We start from the raw sequence: 15,630 nt of genomic DNA, 5'->3' as shown, positions 1-15,630 counted from the left end.
AGACAATATTTCTTTGTTTTTACAAAAACAGGGAACAGTTTGCTTTTCATCGTTTTGTTACGGTATAATTCTATAGTGATAATTATTTTTGTTTCGTTTAAAGGAGTGTGCAAACATCAAATTAAAAAAACTTGGAATAATTTTCCTGGTGCTTGCCATTGGCAGTGGTATCTATTCTCAAAAAACAAGAGATGTACAAGAGACCCAAGCAACTATTAATGAAACAACCAATTCTAGTCGTGAAGAAACTTTAGAAACAGCAATACCATCTTCAAGTAGTTTTCAAGAGAATTTATTGGATGACAGTGAGCTGTTTGCTAGCGCTGAAAAAGTTGCATATGGAGTGTATTATTTTAACGAAAAGAAAGAACTATCCCATTCTAAAGAAGAGCCTTTTGTCGCTGCTAGTGTGATTAAAGTATTTATCATGGAATATGTTTATAAGCATCTAGATCGTACCTTGGAGATTTCTGGCTACCCGATTGAGGAATTAGTTCGCTTAATGATTCAAACTAGTGATAATCAAGCAACTAATATCTTGATTGATTATATTGGTTTGGAAACATTAAATGAAGAAATTATTAACCAATATCCATCAACAAAATTGCAAAGAAGAATGCTAGATGAAGCAGCGCAAGCACAAGGCTTGGAAAATTATACCTCAGTCAAAGATGTTTTGACCTTTTTAGAAAATATTTATATTCATCAAGACCAGTCTCCCTATGCGGAAATGTTGCAATTATTATTGGGTCAAACAGTTCGGACTAAAATACCTAGTAAGTTTCCTGAGGACGTAGTGATTGCCAATAAGACTGGTGAACTGGAACATGTTGAAAATGATATAGCCTTGATTCTAGACGATGAAACCCCAATGGCTATTGTTGTTTTAACAACAGATATTTATGGTAATGGGGTTGTGCGTGAAGCGATTGGTAACTTTGCGTTAGAAGCGTGGCATGATTAGTAAAAGGAAGTGTAAAAAATGAAGTACTGTCCGAATTGTGGCGAAGAATTACTTGAAGGAGCAAATTTTTGCGGTCAATGTGGAACAAAAGTGGAAAAAGAAATCCCAAAAGAAGTACCAGTGATAGAAAAAGCAATGAAAGAGGCACCTAAGGAAATACCTGAAAAAACGTCACCTAACCCAGTGGTTGCAAAAAAAATTTCACCAATTAAAGCTGAGCGAAAAGAATTAGCTAAGAAGAAAAGGCTGTATCCATTAATTATTACGCTGCTTTTAATTGTCTGTGGCATTTGTTTAGCAGTGTGGTTTTTATTATCTGTTTTTATAACAAAACCAGAAGCAGGTGAGACAGAAGCTACTGGTTTCTCAACGACTGAAACAATGAGTCTTTCGACCACTTCAAGTACAGTCGAATCAACAACTGTCAGTTCAGAAGAACCTGTGAGTGCTAAATATGATGATATTCTTGAAAATGCTCAACGTTTGGCCGACGAAGGAAATTATTCAGAATCGGAGTTAGAATTAAGTGCCATTCCAGAAGATGTCTTAGCGCGTTCAGAATATGCCTCAGTGAAAAAAATTGTGGATCAAATTCATGCACAAAACCAACCAGCAATTGAAGCTGAAAAGGCAAAAGAAGCAGCAGAAGAGAAAAAAGCGGAACAAGAACAAAAAGCTAAAGAAGAACAAGCAAAAAAAGAAAAAGCGGAAAAGAAAGAAGAAAAAGGTGAGCCTGTCTTTGTTGGAGAATTTGCACAATGGGCAACGGGATACGGTGTTTATTTCGTAGAAGGACAAGGACAAGCATCATTAACGATTGGTGTAGATGGTAAAGTATCAAAGGGATCGCAAGCTGGAAAAGCAGCTGTCGAAAATTATAGCGGCGATGTCTTGAGTTATGAAACCAATGAACAAAACCCAACGAAAATGCCTGCAACGAAAACAGTTCATCCAAACGCGAGAATCACAATTAAATGGGAGAATGGTGGAAGCCAAGTCTTATATGGTTATACTTCATTTACCGGACGCTTAGTTCTGACTGACGGGTCAGCTAAAGGCAATGGTGTCAATGAAGTATGGATTACTAATTAAAGAAAAGATCAAGCGAAAAAAATCGCTTGGTCTTTTTATCATACACATTTATTATCAGAAAATTTTTAGATTAAGAAAGCTTAATTATCAAGGCTTAAAGGCTTTTTCTTTCTAGAAAACTATGCTAAAATGGATAAAGACTGTTAAAGTCAGAAATGTTTTTTTCCAGTCGGAAAGAAAAATCAAGGGGTGAACACCATGTACGACAATACTAACGGAAATGAACCGATACGCTGTTCTTTTTGTGGAAAAGCACAAGAAGAAGTGAAGAAAATCGTAGCTGGTCCTGGTGTCTACATTTGTGATGAATGCATTGAATTATGTAAAGAAATCATTGACGAAGAGTTCTACGAAGAAGCGATTCGTGAATTTATGGAAGTACCAAAACCAAAAGAAATTCTGGATGTCTTAAATGAATACGTGATTGGACAAGATCGTGCGAAACGTGCATTAGCCGTTGCGGTTTACAACCATTATAAACGCGTAAATGTAGAAAAAACAGAAGAAGACGATGTAGAACTGCAAAAAAGTAACATTTGTCTTATCGGACCAACTGGGTCTGGTAAAACATTTTTAGCGCAAACCTTAGCTAGAAGTTTAAATGTGCCATTTGCAATTGCAGATGCAACAAGTTTAACGGAAGCTGGTTATGTTGGTGAAGATGTTGAAAACATCCTGTTGAAGCTGTTACAATCAGCTGACTATAATGTAGAGCGTGCTGAAAAAGGGATTATTTACATCGATGAAATTGACAAAATTGCGCGTAAAAGTGAAAATGTATCAATTACACGTGATGTTTCTGGTGAAGGTGTACAACAAGCGTTGCTTAAAATTTTAGAAGGAACCACAGCAAGCGTTCCTCCTCAAGGTGGCCGTAAACATCCACATCAAGAAATGATTCAAATTGATACAACTAATATTCTCTTTATTGTAGGTGGAGCATTTGATGGGATTGAAACGATTGTTAAAAACCGAATGGGTGAAAAAACAATTGGTTTTGGTTCAAACAATCAAAAAATTGCTGACGATGAGAGTGTGATGAAACATATCATTCCAGAAGATTTGTTGAAATTTGGTTTAATTCCAGAATTTATCGGGCGTTTACCAGTTATGGCAGCTTTAGATAAATTAACTACGAATGATTTGGTTCATATTTTAACCGAGCCTAAAAATGCCTTAGTAAAACAATATAAAAAACTAATGTCATTAGATGATACCGAACTTGAATTTGAAGATGGCGCATTAGTAGCTATTGCGAAAAAAGCTATCGAACGCAATACAGGTGCTCGTGGTCTACGTTCAATTATTGAAGACATTATGATGGATGTTATGTTTGAAGCTCCATCAAAAGCTGAAATTGAAAAAGTAACTATTACCGAAGCTGCTGCTAAAGGTGAAGCAGAACCAGTAATCAGTTACAAAGAAGAAAAAAAAGCAGGGTAAGGTAATAAACCGGATAGTGATTTTTCTATCCGGTTTCCTGTTTTTAAGAAAGGATGGCTAATATGAAAGTTCATTCAGCCGATATTGTGATTAGTGCTGTAGCTCCAGCACAATATCCAGATACAGAATTACCTGAAATTGCTTTAGCAGGGCGTTCGAATGTTGGAAAATCCTCTTTCATTAATACATTAATTAATAGAAAGAACTTGGCGCGAACTTCTTCAAAACCAGGTAAAACACAAACACTGAATTTTTACTTAATTGAAGATGCGTTACATTTTGTAGATGTACCTGGGTATGGTTACGCAAAAGTTTCTAAAACAGAGCGTGCAAAATGGGGTAAAATGATTGAAACATATTTAACACAACGTGAACAATTACGAGCAGTTGTTTCGTTAGTTGATTTGCGTCATGCACCAAGCCAAGAGGATATTCAAATGTATCAATTCTTGAAATACTATGAAATCCCTGTGATTGTTGTTGCGACAAAAGCTGATAAAATTCCACGTGGAAAGTGGAATAAGCATGAAAGTGTTATCAAAAAAGCGTTAGATTTTGATAAAACAGACACATTTATTCTTTTTTCATCAGTTACAAAACAAGGAAAAGATGAAGCTTGGCAAGCGATTGAAGAAGCAATTAAATAAAGAAGTGTTACATTCAGAAATAGTCTGTTTGTAACACTTCTTTTTTATTTATCTTTTTCATCAGTCTCTTTTTTCTTAGGTGTCGGATTTAAGAAACGCTCAATGTCAGGCTTATCTTCTTTCTTCTCATCAGGAAAAAATGCAAATTCTTCAAATTTCTTATCCAAAGAATCATCACGTTGGAATTTTAAACTCATGTTGTCACCTCCACTAAAGAAAGTTTAGCATGAAAAGTCTGAAGATACACGTAAAAAATCTTTTTCATTCCACTGAAAGAAAATACATATGTTACAATAAATAGGAAAGAGACATTTAGGAGGTGATTAAATGCAACTGACAGAGAAAATGTATTGCTACATACAAACTGTACCGCAAAAAGGGAAGCGGTATCATGAATGGCTTAGAAATGGCTTATCATTCGGTCGGATTGTATTTGATCCTTTATATATTGAGCTTAATCAACAAATTTTACCTTTTTCAGTAAAGAACCAGGACAATATGATTGAATCTGCGGTGACTATGGATAATTTTGTCTTAAGAATACATGACCAATGGAGTGAAAGCGTTATTCAATGCCATAATGGAGTGTTGTTTGAACGTCATTATTTTACTAAAGAACAATTTGAGCAACAGCGTCAAATGATTTTTGATTATGTAAGCATTCGTATGGAAAGAGCTATCTTTGCTTATATTCGTTCCTATGATGAATTTTTATATCACAATATTGAACAACCCAATTACCGAAAAATAATTGAATCCGAAGAAGAAATGGTAAACTATCCGAAAAAGAAAAATATACAAGGTGAAGTGATTATTGATGGGAATTATTTTGCGGGATTTGATATTTTTCATATTGGATTTTGCTTAACTTCTTGTTGGAGAATGTACTTTAGTCCTTCGTATAGCGCGATTTTGCCTCTGGATTTGATTAGAGAAGTTCAGCAAGTTGATAGAGTAGACGAATTTACGAATGGCACAATTTTAGTAGAATTATATAAAGATCCCTATCGTTGGGATACACCAGCAAATTTATATTTTCAACGAATGTTCCGTAATCAATTAGGAATTGATCAATTGAGTTGGTTAAATAGTGTAGGGGTATTACGGGAACCTTTTGTGGAATACCGCACTTCGTCTAATTTATTGCAAATTATTCAATATCAAAACGATTTTTTACAACCAACTCCAAAAAGTCAAGCTACACATTTTGTTACGCGTATGTATAATCCAATGACAAAAGAAGAAAAGGTCAGTCGAATAAAAGGTGCTTTAAATACACAAGCGTATTTCCCTTTAATTAATGAGCGACAGCGCAAGATGAAGACTGTGATAACGTTATTTGTGGATCAAACAGTTGATGAAGGGTTAGAAGCGTATGAATTTTATTTGCGTCAATATTTAGCCGTTGATTTTAAAGATAAAAAATATAAGTATTATACACCAGTTATTACCTTTTTTTTACCCGATGAATATGTTAGTAAAGTTCCTTTATCAAAACTAAAAGAGCAGATGTCAGATGTTTTATTTAGCAAAGAAAAAGTGGGAAGAAAAAAAAGCGGGTTTTCTGTTAAAAAAGGAGAAGTTCAGCTGCAAGTCGAACTTTTACCGCTGAGTTCCATTTACCCTATAGAAAAAGCGCCGAGTATGTAAGTATACTCGACGCTTCTTCTTATTTTGCGACTGGTTTTCTTAAAGTACCTAATAAGATACCAGATACAATAGCACCAATAACTACAAAGCCTAAATATAATAAAGGATTTGATAATAGTGGCACTACGAAGATACCACCGTGAGGAGCCATTAAACGAATACCAAATGCACCAACTAGACCACCAGTTAATGCTGATCCAACAATAAAACTTGGAATTGTGCGTAATGGATCAGCTGCAGCAAATGGAATAGCACCCTCAGTTACAAAGGATAATCCCATAATAATGTTTGTCAAACCAGCTTCATTTTCTTGTTTAGTAAATTTGTTTTTAAATAAACGAGTTGCAACGAAAATTGACAATGGAGGAACCATACCGCCTGCCATAACAGCAGCCATTACAACACTACCACCTTGAGCAACAGTTGCAGCGATTGTACCTGTACCAAATACGTAAGCTGCTTTGTTGATTGGTCCACCTAAATCGGCTGCCATCATACCAGCTAGTAATGCACCCAATAATGCAGCATTGGCACCATCTAAACTTTGTAAGAAGCCGTTTAAGCCATCATTGATTGCTTTCATTGGAACATTTACTAATAACATAATAAAACCAGTAATTAATAATCCAAAGAAAGGATAGAATAAAATAGCTTTGATACCGTCTAATGATTTTGGTAGACCTTTTAATGATTTACGTAAGAAGACGATAACATAACCTGCAATGAAACCACCAAGTAGGGCGCCTAAAAATCCAGCACCACCAGCATTAGCTAAGGCACCTGCAGCGAAACCTGCAACCAAACCAGGACGATCACCAATACTCATTGCGATAAAACCAGCTAAGATCGGTAACATAAAGCCAAATGCAGCATCACCAATTTGTTTAAACCATCTTGCAGCTTCATTGTAGCTACCTAATTGAGATAAGGCTTCTTGTGTTTGAGGAACACCAAGGAAATTATCTACCATAAAGGCAATCGCAATTAAAATACCACCAGCAATTACGAATGGTAACATATGAGAAACACCATTCATTAAGTTTTTGTAGATTTCTTGTCCAACAGAACCTGTTTCATTTGATTCTTCAGAAGAAGCACTACCGTCGCCATGATAAATTGGAGCAGAACCACTTAAAGCAAGATTAATTAATTCTTCTGTTTTACGAATACCATCACCAACTGGACGGTTAACTAAATGTTTGCCATCAAAACGAGCCATTTCAACTTTTTTATCAGCTGCAACGATAACGCCAGCGGCACGCTCAATATCTTGAGCTGTCAAACGGTTTTTAATTCCTTCAGAACCATTTGTTTCAACTCGGATATCTACACCCATTTCCTTTGCTTTTTTCTTCAAAGAATCTTCTGCCATATACGTATGAGCAATACCAGTCGGGCAAGCTGTTACAGCTACAATCAGTGGACGATCACTTGTTGTTTCAGTTGTTGTGGCTGCTTGTTCGGCAGCTTTTTCTTCAGCTTCAACTTTCTCAGCTTCGGCAAATGTTGCTTGAACTTCTTCAGGAGTCTTAGCAGTTTTTAGTTTTGCAACAAAATCAGGGTTGATTAGCTGACGAGATAACGCAGCTAACGCTTGTAAATGAGTATCGTTGGCGCCTTCTGGAGCGGCAATCATAAAGAATAGATAAGTTGGTTGACCATCTAAGGCTTCGTAGTCAACTCCATGTTTGCTTTTAGCAAATAAAACTGTCGCTTCTTTAACAGCCGCGTTTTTTGCGTGAGGCATGGCAATTCCATCACCTAAGCCTGTAGAAGTTTGAGCTTCACGAGCAAGAATTCCTTCTTTATAAGTTTCGATATCAGAAATTCTGCCAGCATCGTACATTTTTTGAATCATTTCATCGATAGCACCCTTTTTATCAGTTGCTTGTAAATCCATGATCATTGCGTCTTTGATTAATAAGTCATTAATTTGCATGGTATAGACCTCCTATAATTTTGTGATTTCTACTTCTGGAAGTAGTTCCTGAATAAAGGCAGCTTCAGCTAAGTCGTCAGAAAAAGCAGTGGCACTACCACAAGCAACACCCCATTTGAATGCCTCAACTGAATCTTGTGTTTTTGCATATTGTCCGATAAAACCTGCAATCATGGAATCACCAGCGCCTACAGAATTTTTCAATTCACGTTTTAAAACATTTGATTGATAAGTACCATCTTCTGTAATCAAAAGAGCACCATCGCCAGCCATTGAAATTAAAACATTTTTTGCGCCTTCTGCTAATAATTTTTTTCCATGTTCGATAATATCATCAATTGACTCGAACGTTGTGTGATATAAATCAGCTAATTCATGATTATTAGGTTTTACTAATAATGGATGGTGAGTTAACGCTTGTAATAAATCATCACCAGTCGTGTCAATTACAAATTCTGCGCCTTTTTCTTCAATTAATTGAATTAATTCTTGATAGAAACCTTTGCGCAAGCCTGCTGGAGTGCTTCCTGAAAGAACAACAATATCGCCAGAAGAGACGATTGAAAGAGCGTCTTTCAAGTTTTGGATTTCTTCGTCAGAAAGTGCGGGACCTAATCCATTAATTTCTGTTTCTTCTTCTGCCTTTAGTTTGACGTTAATTCGTGTATCTTCTTTAACAGGTGTGAATTGACAATCAACGCCTTCTTCTTTTAACCAGCTTTCAATGAAAGAACCAGTAAATCCTCCTAAAAATCCTAGAGCAGTAGAAGTTGAATCGATTCTCTGTAAGATGCGAGAAACGTTGATTCCTTTTCCACCAGGAAGTTTGAAGTCTTGTGACATACGATTGACATCACCCATTTTTAAATCCTTCACATGAACGATGTAATCAATCGAAGGGTTTAAAGTCATTGTGTAGATCATGATTTTACCTCCATAATTTTAGTTTGCAGTTGAAATTTACGATAAATATCTTTTGAACATTTATTTGTAATAATTTCTGCTGCTTTTAATGGTGCAACTTGAGTAAAGGTTGTTTGTTGAAATTTGTAACAATCCAACAAAACAAAAGCAGTTTGACTTTGTGACATAGCAATTTTCTTAACGACGGCCTCTTCTGGATCAGGAGTTGTAAAACCAGCTTCTAGATGTGCACCATTCATTCCCATAAAGGCTTTGCTAAAATGAAACTGCTTCAATTGACGCACGGTTTCATATCCTAGTGTCGCATTTGTAGAAAGTTTGATTGCACCGCCGAGGATAATTGTTTCGATTTCTCGATCAACTAAAAGGGAAGCGTGTTTCACTGAATTGGTCACAACCTTAATGGATAAATCATTTGGAATAAATGGAATCATTTCAATTGTTGTTGTGCCAGCATCCAAGTAAATAACGTCTTCTCTAGTAATTAAGTTCGCTGCCGCTTTTGCGATAGCAACCTTCTCAGCATGAAACTGTTGCTGTTTCTCATTCATTGTGGCTTCGAAATTCAACCGTGGTCGTTTTTTGGCACCGCCATGGATACGAGTGAGCAATCCTTGGTTTTCCAGATTTTGTAAATCTCGACGAATGGTAGATTCCGATGCTTTTAACGGTAGCAGAAGTTCATTAATCGTAATGATGTCATTTTCTTCCACTTTTGATAAGATATGTTGATATCTCTCTTCTGTAAGCATTTTCAATCACCTCTTCATCGAGTATTTTAACATGCCTATTTGCTTAAATCAATCAAAAACAGTAGAAACCAGTCAAAATAAATCATTTCTTCCAAACAAGCAATTATTTGACAAATAAAAAGAAAATTTGCTTAATGAAGATATGGGAGGTCATCATATGAAAAATAAAACAATTTTACAAGGTTTCGAATGGGATTTACCTGGCGATGCGACACATTGGCAAACAATTCAAAAAAAAGCAAAAGAGCTTCATGATTTAGGTTTTACAGCTGTGTGGTTACCACCAGCTTACAAAGCATCATCAGGAATTGAAGATGTAGGCTATGGTGTTTATGATCATTACGATTTAGGTGAATTTAATCAAAAAGGAACTATTCCTACCAAATACGGGACTAAAGAGGAATATCTTCAAGCAATTCAAGCTTTGCATGAAAATGAATTAGAAGTGTATGCAGATATTGTTTTTAATCATTTGATGGGTGCTGATGAAACAGAGACCGTTCCAGCTGTTCAATACAGTGCAGATGATCGGACAAAAGCGGTCAGTGCTGAAGAAGAAATTGAAGCCTGGACAAAATTTACTTATCCTGGTCGAAAAGGTAAATATAATGATTATGTCTGGACGTGGAAGAATTTTTCAGGTGTTGATTACGATGCACGGACAAAAGAACATGCTATTTTTAATTTTGCCGATAAAGGATGGGATGAAGCGGTCGATAAAGAAGATGGTAATTTTGATTACTTAATGGGTTGCGACTTAGATATGGAAAATCCTGAGACTGTTGAACAGTTGGATAGGTGGGGGAAATGGTATCAAGAACTAACTAATGTGGATGGTTATCGCTTAGATGCCGTGAAACATATACAATTTGATTATTATGTTGATTGGTTAATCAATCGACGCGAAGAGAAAGGAAACAGTATTTTTGTCGTTGGTGAATACTGGTCGAATGATTTAGAAAAATTGGAAACATATCTTGATTCATCAGGGAATTTGATTTACTTGTTTGATGTACCATTGCATTTTAATTTTTTTGAAGCAGCAAATTCCAATGGTGAGTTTGATATGACGCAAATTTTTAATCATACACTTGTTGATTCTCGTGAAGACTTTGCAGTAACGTTTGTTGATAATCATGATACGCAAAAAGGTCAAAGCTTGGAATCATGGATTGATGGTTGGTTTAAAGTTCATGCGTATACTTTAACGCTTCTTCGTAAACAGGGAATACCTGTTGTTTTCTGGGGGGATTTATACGGAATTCCTGCACAAGATATTCAACCAGTAGGGGATGATTTACAGGCCTTACTAAAATTGCGGAATGAAACAGATTTTGGAAATCAAATTGATTATTTCGATAATCCAGACTGTATTGGTTGGGTGTTAACTGGTGACTTCGAAGATTCAGACTCAGGGATAGCTGTTGTTATGACTAATGGTAAAGGCAGTGAAAAAGAAATGACTGTTAGTGCTATTCATCGTGATAAAACCTTTGTTGATATCTTAGGAAATAATGAAGCAAAAGTTGTTCTTGATAAAACTGGAAAAGGTGTCTTTCCTGTAAACGATGGACAAGTTTCTGTCTATGTGCAAGAAGATGTTGCCAAACAATGGCAATAAATACAAACTGACTATTTTTGAAAGAAGTAGTCAGTTTTTTTGTAAATTTTCTGGTAAATCAGGTTGTTCGGTTTTATGAAATGATGGATAATGCTATAATTGAGAGGATTGATAAAGAAAGGATGTTTGTCGAATGTCATCCAAAGAAAGACTATTAAATGGAATGAATCCCAAACAAAAAGAAGCGGTAGTCTACACAGAAGGACCGCTCTTATTAATGGCTGGTGCCGGAAGTGGAAAGACGCGTGTATTAACTCATCGCATTGCGTATCTAATTGAAGAAAAAGGAATCAATCCTTGGAATATTTTAGCCATTACCTTTACCAATAAAGCGGCCAAAGAAATGAAAGAACGTGTGAAAGACTTATTAGGTATGGAAGGCGAAGATGTCTGGGTATCTACATTTCACTCGATGTGTGTTCGGATTTTACGACGGGATGTTGATCATATTGGTTACTCACGAAATTTCACTATTATTGATTCATCTGAACAGCTTACATTGATGAAACGAGTGCTGAAAGAGTTAAATATTGATCCGAAGAAATATGATCCGCGTTCAATTTTAGGTGCAATCTCGAATGCAAAAAATGCGTTACAAACACCCGCTGACTACCGAGATTTACAGGGTGATTTTTTTGAGCAGATTGTTGGTCGCTGTTATGAAATCTACCAAAAAGAATTACGTCAAAATCAATGTATGGATTTTGATGATTTAATTATGAATACGATTCGTTTATTTAGAGAAAATTCAGAAGCCTTAGCATTTTATCAAAATAAATTTCAATATATTCATGTAGATGAATACCAAGATACCAACCATGCACAATATACACTAGTCAATATGTTGGCAGCTCGTTTTAAAAATTTATGTGTTGTTGGGGATGCTGATCAAAGTATTTATGGTTGGCGTGGCGCCGATATGCAAAATATTTTGGATTTTGAAAAGGACTATCCAGAAGCAGCTGTCATTTTGTTAGAACAAAATTATCGTTCAACAAAAACAATTTTAGAAGCGGCGAACCAAGTTATTCAAAATAATCGCAATCGTCGCGATAAAAATTTATGGACAGAAAATCAAGAAGGCCCGCGTATCAAATATTATCGTGGCCAAACTGAACGCGATGAAGGCCAGTTTATTGTGCGTGAAATTCAAAATCAAATTGCCGATGAAGGGCGTGATTATGGAGATTTTGCAGTCCTTTATCGTACGAATGCGCAATCACGTGCTGTCGAGGACATTTTGGTCAAATCAAATATTCCGTATACTATGGTAGGAGGACATAAATTCTACGAGCGGAAAGAAATTAAAGACATCTTAGCGTATTTAAGTGCGATTGCCAATCCTGATGATTCACTTAGCTTAGAGCGAATTATTAATGTGCCAAAACGAGGTGTTGGACCAGGTTCTTTAGATAAATTGCGTCAATTTGCAGAATTACATGGATTTCCATTATTGGAAGCCGCTCAAAATATTGAATTGAGTAATGTTACTGGTAAGGCAGCCAAAGAACTTGGAAAATTTGGCCAAATCATGGCAGAATTTCATCAAATGATTCCATATTTAACAATTACCGAATTGACCGAAGAAGTTTTAGGAAAAAGTGGCTATAAAGACGAATTACGTATTCAAAATACATTAGAGTCACAAGCACGCTTAGAAAACTTGGAAGAATTTTTAACAGTTACTAAAGAATTCGATAAACAGTATGAAAATCGTTCTGAAGAAGAAGGCGATGCCCCTGAAGATAAATTGTCTATTTTCTTAAATGATTTAGCACTATTTTCAGATTTAGATAACTATGCAGAAGAAACAACGCAAGTAACTTTAATGACCTTACATGCAGCTAAGGGACTAGAATTTCCAGTGGTATTTTTAGTTGGCATGGAAGAAAATTTATTTCCACTTTCTCGTTCATTAATGGAAGAAAGTGAATTAGAAGAAGAACGACGTTTGGCTTATGTGGGAATTACTCGGGCAGAAGAAAAATTATACTTCACTAATGCATTCTCACGTACGTTATATGGCCGTACCCAATACAATCAGCCTTCACGTTTTGTAGCAGAGATTGAATCTGATTTAGTAGAAGCTACTAGTGCTAGATCAGCGCAACCTATTCAAACAAAAGGGGCTCGAGGTACATTTAATCCGAAAGTGTTTAAACCTACTTACCAACAAGCACAACCAACTAAACCTGCTGTTTCTACCAAAAGAGAAACAGGAGGCGATGCTGGAAATTGGAAGGCTGGCGATAAAGTCAGCCATAAAAAATGGGGCGTTGGAACAGTTGTACGAGTCAGTGGAACTGCTAAAGATATGGAGTTAGATGTTGCATTTGCCCAACAAGGTGTGAAACGTCTACTCGCAGCTTTTGCCCCAATCGAAAAATTATAAGTAAAGGAGCACAATTAAATGGCAGAGTCTTTAGTTGCGCAAAGAATTGAAACATTAAAAACACAATTAAATCAATATGCGTATGAATATTATGTCAAAGACCAACCATCTGTCGAAGATAATCTGTATGATACGCTTTATCGGGAACTAGTTGAATTAGAGACACAATATCCTGAACTAGTTACAGATGATTCACCAACGCAACGTGTAGGTGGAGTTGTTTTAGAAGGTTTTGAAAAAGCGGCTCATGATATTCCGTTGTATAGTTTAAATGATGTGTTTAGCAAAGAAGAAATTTTAGCCTTTGATCAACGCGTTCAAAAAGCTGTAGGTCATCCTGTTACTTATACATGTGAATTGAAAATAGATGGTTTGTCTATTTCCTTGCGTTATGAAGATGGCAAATTTATTCGTGGTGCTACTCGTGGAGATGGTAGTGTCGGAGAGAATATTACGGAAAATTTAAAAACAGTGAAATCTATTCCAATGACTTTGCGTGAACCAATTACGATTGAAGTTCGTGGTGAATGTTACATGCCTAAAGCGTCTTTTTTACGTTTGAATCAAGAACGTGAAGAAGCAGGTTTAGATATTTTTGCCAATCCACGTAATGCTGCTGCAGGTAGCTTGCGTCAATTGGATTCCAGTGTAACAGCCAAGCGAAATTTAAGTACTTTCTTATATGCTGTAGCCGATGTTGCACCACTGGAAGCAGAAACCCAACATGACATGCTAGCAGAATTAGATCAACTGGGATTTCGTATTAATACAGAGAGTCGATTATGTCAAACAATTGCTGAAGTTTGGGCGTATATTGAAGAGCTTCACGAACGTCGAACTAAACTACCTTATGAAATAGATGGCGTGGTTATTAAAGTCAATGACTTCCATTTACAAGAAGAATTAGGTTTTACTGTCAAAGCACCTCGCTGGGCGGCTGCTTATAAATTTCCACCCGAAGAAGCGCAAACGATTATTGAAGATATTGAGTGGACAATTGGCCGAACAGGTGTTGTGACACCGACTGCGGTGATGACACCTGTTCGTGTAGCGGGGACAACTGTTAGTCGAGCAAGCTTGCACAATAGTGATTACATTGAAATGAAAGATATTCGTTTACGCGATACCGTGATTATTTACAAAGCGGGTGATATTATTCCTGAAGTTGCCCAAGTTGTTTTGGATAAACGTGCTGTAGATAGTGCGCCTTATGAAATGCCAACTCATTGTCCGATTTGCGACAGTGAATTAATTCATTTAGACGAAGAGGTAGCATTGCGTTGTATTAATCCTAAATGTCCAGCACAAATCAAAGAAGGTCTAAGCCACTTTGTTTCGCGGAATGCGATGAATATTGAAGGACTAGGCCCTCGTGTCTTGGCACAGATGTATGACAAAGAATTAGTGAAAGATGTAGCGGATCTGTATTTTTTAAAGGAAGAAGACTTATTAACCTTAGATAAAATCAAAGAGAAATCAGCCAATAATATTTTATCTGCAATTGAAGCAAGTAAGACCAATTCAGCTGAGCGTCTGGTTTTTGGCTTAGGTATCCGACATGTCGGAGCTAAAGCTGCCAAGATTTTAATGGAGCATTTTGAAGATATTCGAAAGCTAAGTCAAGCAACTGATGAAGAAATTTTAAACTTGCATAGTATGGGAACGACCATTGCTGACAGTATAGTGACATATTTTGAAAATAATGAAGTTCATGAATTACTGGACGAATTAGCAGCTGCAGGAGTTAATTTTAATTATTTAGGACGAACGATGAATCAAATAGCAGGAGTAGAATCCCTTTTTAAAGATAAAACAGTCGTTTTAACAGGGAAATTAACGACTTATACACGTCAAGATGCCAAAGAAAAGATTGAGAATCTTGGCGGTAAAGTTACGGGAAGTGTTTCCAAAAAAACGGATATCGTTGTTGCGGGAGAAGAAGCTGGTAGTAAATTAACAAAAGCTGAAAGTTTAGGTGTCACCGTTTGGAATGAAGCGCAAATGATTGAGGCGATTGAAGGTAGTTATGCAAGTGAAGAATAAAAGCAGGGAAATTAATAGTTAAATGCCATAACTTAAAAAATTGTTTTAATGATAAGTGCCAAATATTGACAATTTAGATAGATTCCCAATATTATTAATAAGAGAATAATTATAGAGTTAACCAAAGAAATAACTTTCCTCAATGGAACTAGGCAGATTCATT

The 15,630-nt window shown here is 36.2% G+C and carries 12 protein-coding genes; 8 read left to right on the top strand and 4 right to left on the bottom strand.

Going from position 1 to position 15,630, the window contains the following annotated elements; translation table 11 throughout:
- The first annotated feature begins 148 nt into the window (after positions 1–148).
- From AC4BC5_RS00315 to yihA, 4 genes are all read left to right on the top strand, one after another.
- The gene (locus tag AC4BC5_RS00315) at positions 149–964 is read left to right on the top strand and encodes a serine hydrolase (protein WP_490496193.1); all 816 of its coding nucleotides are present in this window, start codon (positions 149–151) and stop codon (positions 962–964) included.
- 18 nt (positions 965–982) lie between these two features.
- Positions 983–2,056: a zinc-ribbon domain-containing protein gene (locus tag AC4BC5_RS00310; RefSeq protein WP_490496192.1), complete on the top strand. Its 1,074-nt coding sequence runs from the start codon at positions 983–985 to the stop codon at positions 2,054–2,056.
- Positions 2,057–2,254: 198 nt separating this feature from the next.
- Positions 2,255–3,499 carry an ATP-dependent Clp protease ATP-binding subunit ClpX gene (gene clpX, locus AC4BC5_RS00305; RefSeq protein WP_490496191.1) on the top strand — a complete coding sequence of 415 codons (1,245 nt, stop codon included), beginning with the start codon at positions 2,255–2,257 and terminating at the stop codon, positions 3,497–3,499.
- 62 nt (positions 3,500–3,561) lie between these two features.
- On the top strand, positions 3,562–4,146 hold the full coding sequence (gene yihA / locus AC4BC5_RS00300; RefSeq protein WP_490496190.1) for a ribosome biogenesis GTP-binding protein YihA/YsxC: 585 nt from the start codon (positions 3,562–3,564) through the stop codon (positions 4,144–4,146).
- A gap of 44 nt (positions 4,147–4,190) precedes the next feature.
- Here the strand turns inward: yihA and AC4BC5_RS00295 are convergent, their stop codons facing one another.
- Positions 4,191–4,343 carry an SPJ_0845 family protein gene (locus tag AC4BC5_RS00295; RefSeq protein WP_490496189.1) on the bottom strand — a complete coding sequence of 51 codons (153 nt, stop codon included), beginning with the start codon at positions 4,341–4,343 and terminating at the stop codon, positions 4,191–4,193.
- Positions 4,344–4,473: 130 nt separating this feature from the next.
- Here AC4BC5_RS00295 and AC4BC5_RS00290 point away from each other — a divergent pair, with 130 nt between their 5' ends.
- The gene (locus AC4BC5_RS00290) at positions 4,474–5,796 is read left to right on the top strand and encodes a hypothetical protein (protein WP_490496188.1); all 1,323 of its coding nucleotides are present in this window, start codon (positions 4,474–4,476) and stop codon (positions 5,794–5,796) included.
- Positions 5,797–5,815: 19 nt separating this feature from the next.
- Here AC4BC5_RS00290 and AC4BC5_RS00285 read toward each other — a convergent pair whose 3' ends face one another.
- Genes AC4BC5_RS00285 through AC4BC5_RS00275 form a run of 3 tightly spaced genes read right to left on the bottom strand, consistent with a single transcriptional unit; the run spans position 5,816 to position 9,411 of the window.
- Entirely contained in the window at positions 5,816–7,735 is a 1,920-nt protein-coding gene (locus tag AC4BC5_RS00285) for a PTS fructose transporter subunit IIABC (protein WP_490496187.1), read from the bottom strand.
- Positions 7,736–7,747: 12 nt separating this feature from the next.
- Complete coding sequence (gene pfkB / locus AC4BC5_RS00280; protein WP_490496186.1) at positions 7,748–8,659, bottom strand: 1-phosphofructokinase; 912 nt, start codon at positions 8,657–8,659, stop codon at positions 7,748–7,750.
- Positions 8,656–9,411, bottom strand: coding sequence for a DeoR/GlpR family DNA-binding transcription regulator (locus AC4BC5_RS00275; protein ID WP_490496185.1), 756 nt, complete (start codon positions 9,409–9,411; stop codon positions 8,656–8,658). Before AC4BC5_RS00275 ends, pfkB begins: the two co-directional genes overlap by 4 nt.
- Before the next feature lie 157 nt (positions 9,412–9,568).
- Here AC4BC5_RS00275 and AC4BC5_RS00270 point away from each other — a divergent pair, with 157 nt between their 5' ends.
- From AC4BC5_RS00270 to ligA, 3 genes are all read left to right on the top strand, one after another.
- Positions 9,569–11,032 carry an alpha-amylase gene (locus tag AC4BC5_RS00270; RefSeq protein WP_490496184.1) on the top strand — a complete coding sequence of 488 codons (1,464 nt, stop codon included), beginning with the start codon at positions 9,569–9,571 and terminating at the stop codon, positions 11,030–11,032.
- Between the two features lie 133 nt (positions 11,033–11,165).
- The gene (gene pcrA / locus AC4BC5_RS00265; RefSeq protein ID WP_490496183.1) at positions 11,166–13,424 is read left to right on the top strand and encodes a DNA helicase PcrA; all 2,259 of its coding nucleotides are present in this window, start codon (positions 11,166–11,168) and stop codon (positions 13,422–13,424) included.
- A gap of 18 nt (positions 13,425–13,442) precedes the next feature.
- Complete coding sequence (gene ligA / locus AC4BC5_RS00260; RefSeq protein WP_490496182.1) at positions 13,443–15,467, top strand: NAD-dependent DNA ligase LigA; 2,025 nt, start codon at positions 13,443–13,445, stop codon at positions 15,465–15,467.
- Positions 15,468–15,630 lie beyond the last annotated feature (163 nt).

The organism is Enterococcus sp. AMC2644, from assembly GCF_058216475.1.
Note: the sequence above shows the minus strand (reverse complement) of the source record. Positions and strands in the feature narration are given on the sequence as shown.

Excerpts from the sequence above, each read along its gene's own strand:
- clpX (WP_490496191.1), top strand. The coding sequence starts at position 2,255 with ATGTACGACAATACTAACGGAAATGAACCGATACGCTGTTCTTTTTGT.
- AC4BC5_RS00275 (WP_490496185.1), bottom strand. The coding sequence starts at position 9,411 with ATGCTTACAGAAGAGAGATATCAACATATCTTATCAAAAGTGGAAGAA.
- AC4BC5_RS00295 (WP_490496189.1), bottom strand. The coding sequence starts at position 4,343 with ATGAGTTTAAAATTCCAACGTGATGATTCTTTGGATAAGAAATTTGAA.
- AC4BC5_RS00285 (WP_490496187.1), bottom strand. The coding sequence starts at position 7,735 with ATGCAAATTAATGACTTATTAATCAAAGACGCAATGATCATGGATTTA.
- AC4BC5_RS00270 (WP_490496184.1), top strand. The coding sequence starts at position 9,569 with ATGAAAAATAAAACAATTTTACAAGGTTTCGAATGGGATTTACCTGGC.
- AC4BC5_RS00310 (WP_490496192.1), top strand. The coding sequence starts at position 983 with ATGAAGTACTGTCCGAATTGTGGCGAAGAATTACTTGAAGGAGCAAAT.
- pfkB (WP_490496186.1), bottom strand. The coding sequence starts at position 8,659 with ATGATCTACACAATGACTTTAAACCCTTCGATTGATTACATCGTTCAT.
- pcrA (WP_490496183.1), top strand. The coding sequence starts at position 11,166 with ATGTCATCCAAAGAAAGACTATTAAATGGAATGAATCCCAAACAAAAA.
- AC4BC5_RS00290 (WP_490496188.1), top strand. The coding sequence starts at position 4,474 with ATGCAACTGACAGAGAAAATGTATTGCTACATACAAACTGTACCGCAA.
- ligA (WP_490496182.1), top strand. The coding sequence starts at position 13,443 with ATGGCAGAGTCTTTAGTTGCGCAAAGAATTGAAACATTAAAAACACAA.
- yihA (WP_490496190.1), top strand. The coding sequence starts at position 3,562 with ATGAAAGTTCATTCAGCCGATATTGTGATTAGTGCTGTAGCTCCAGCA.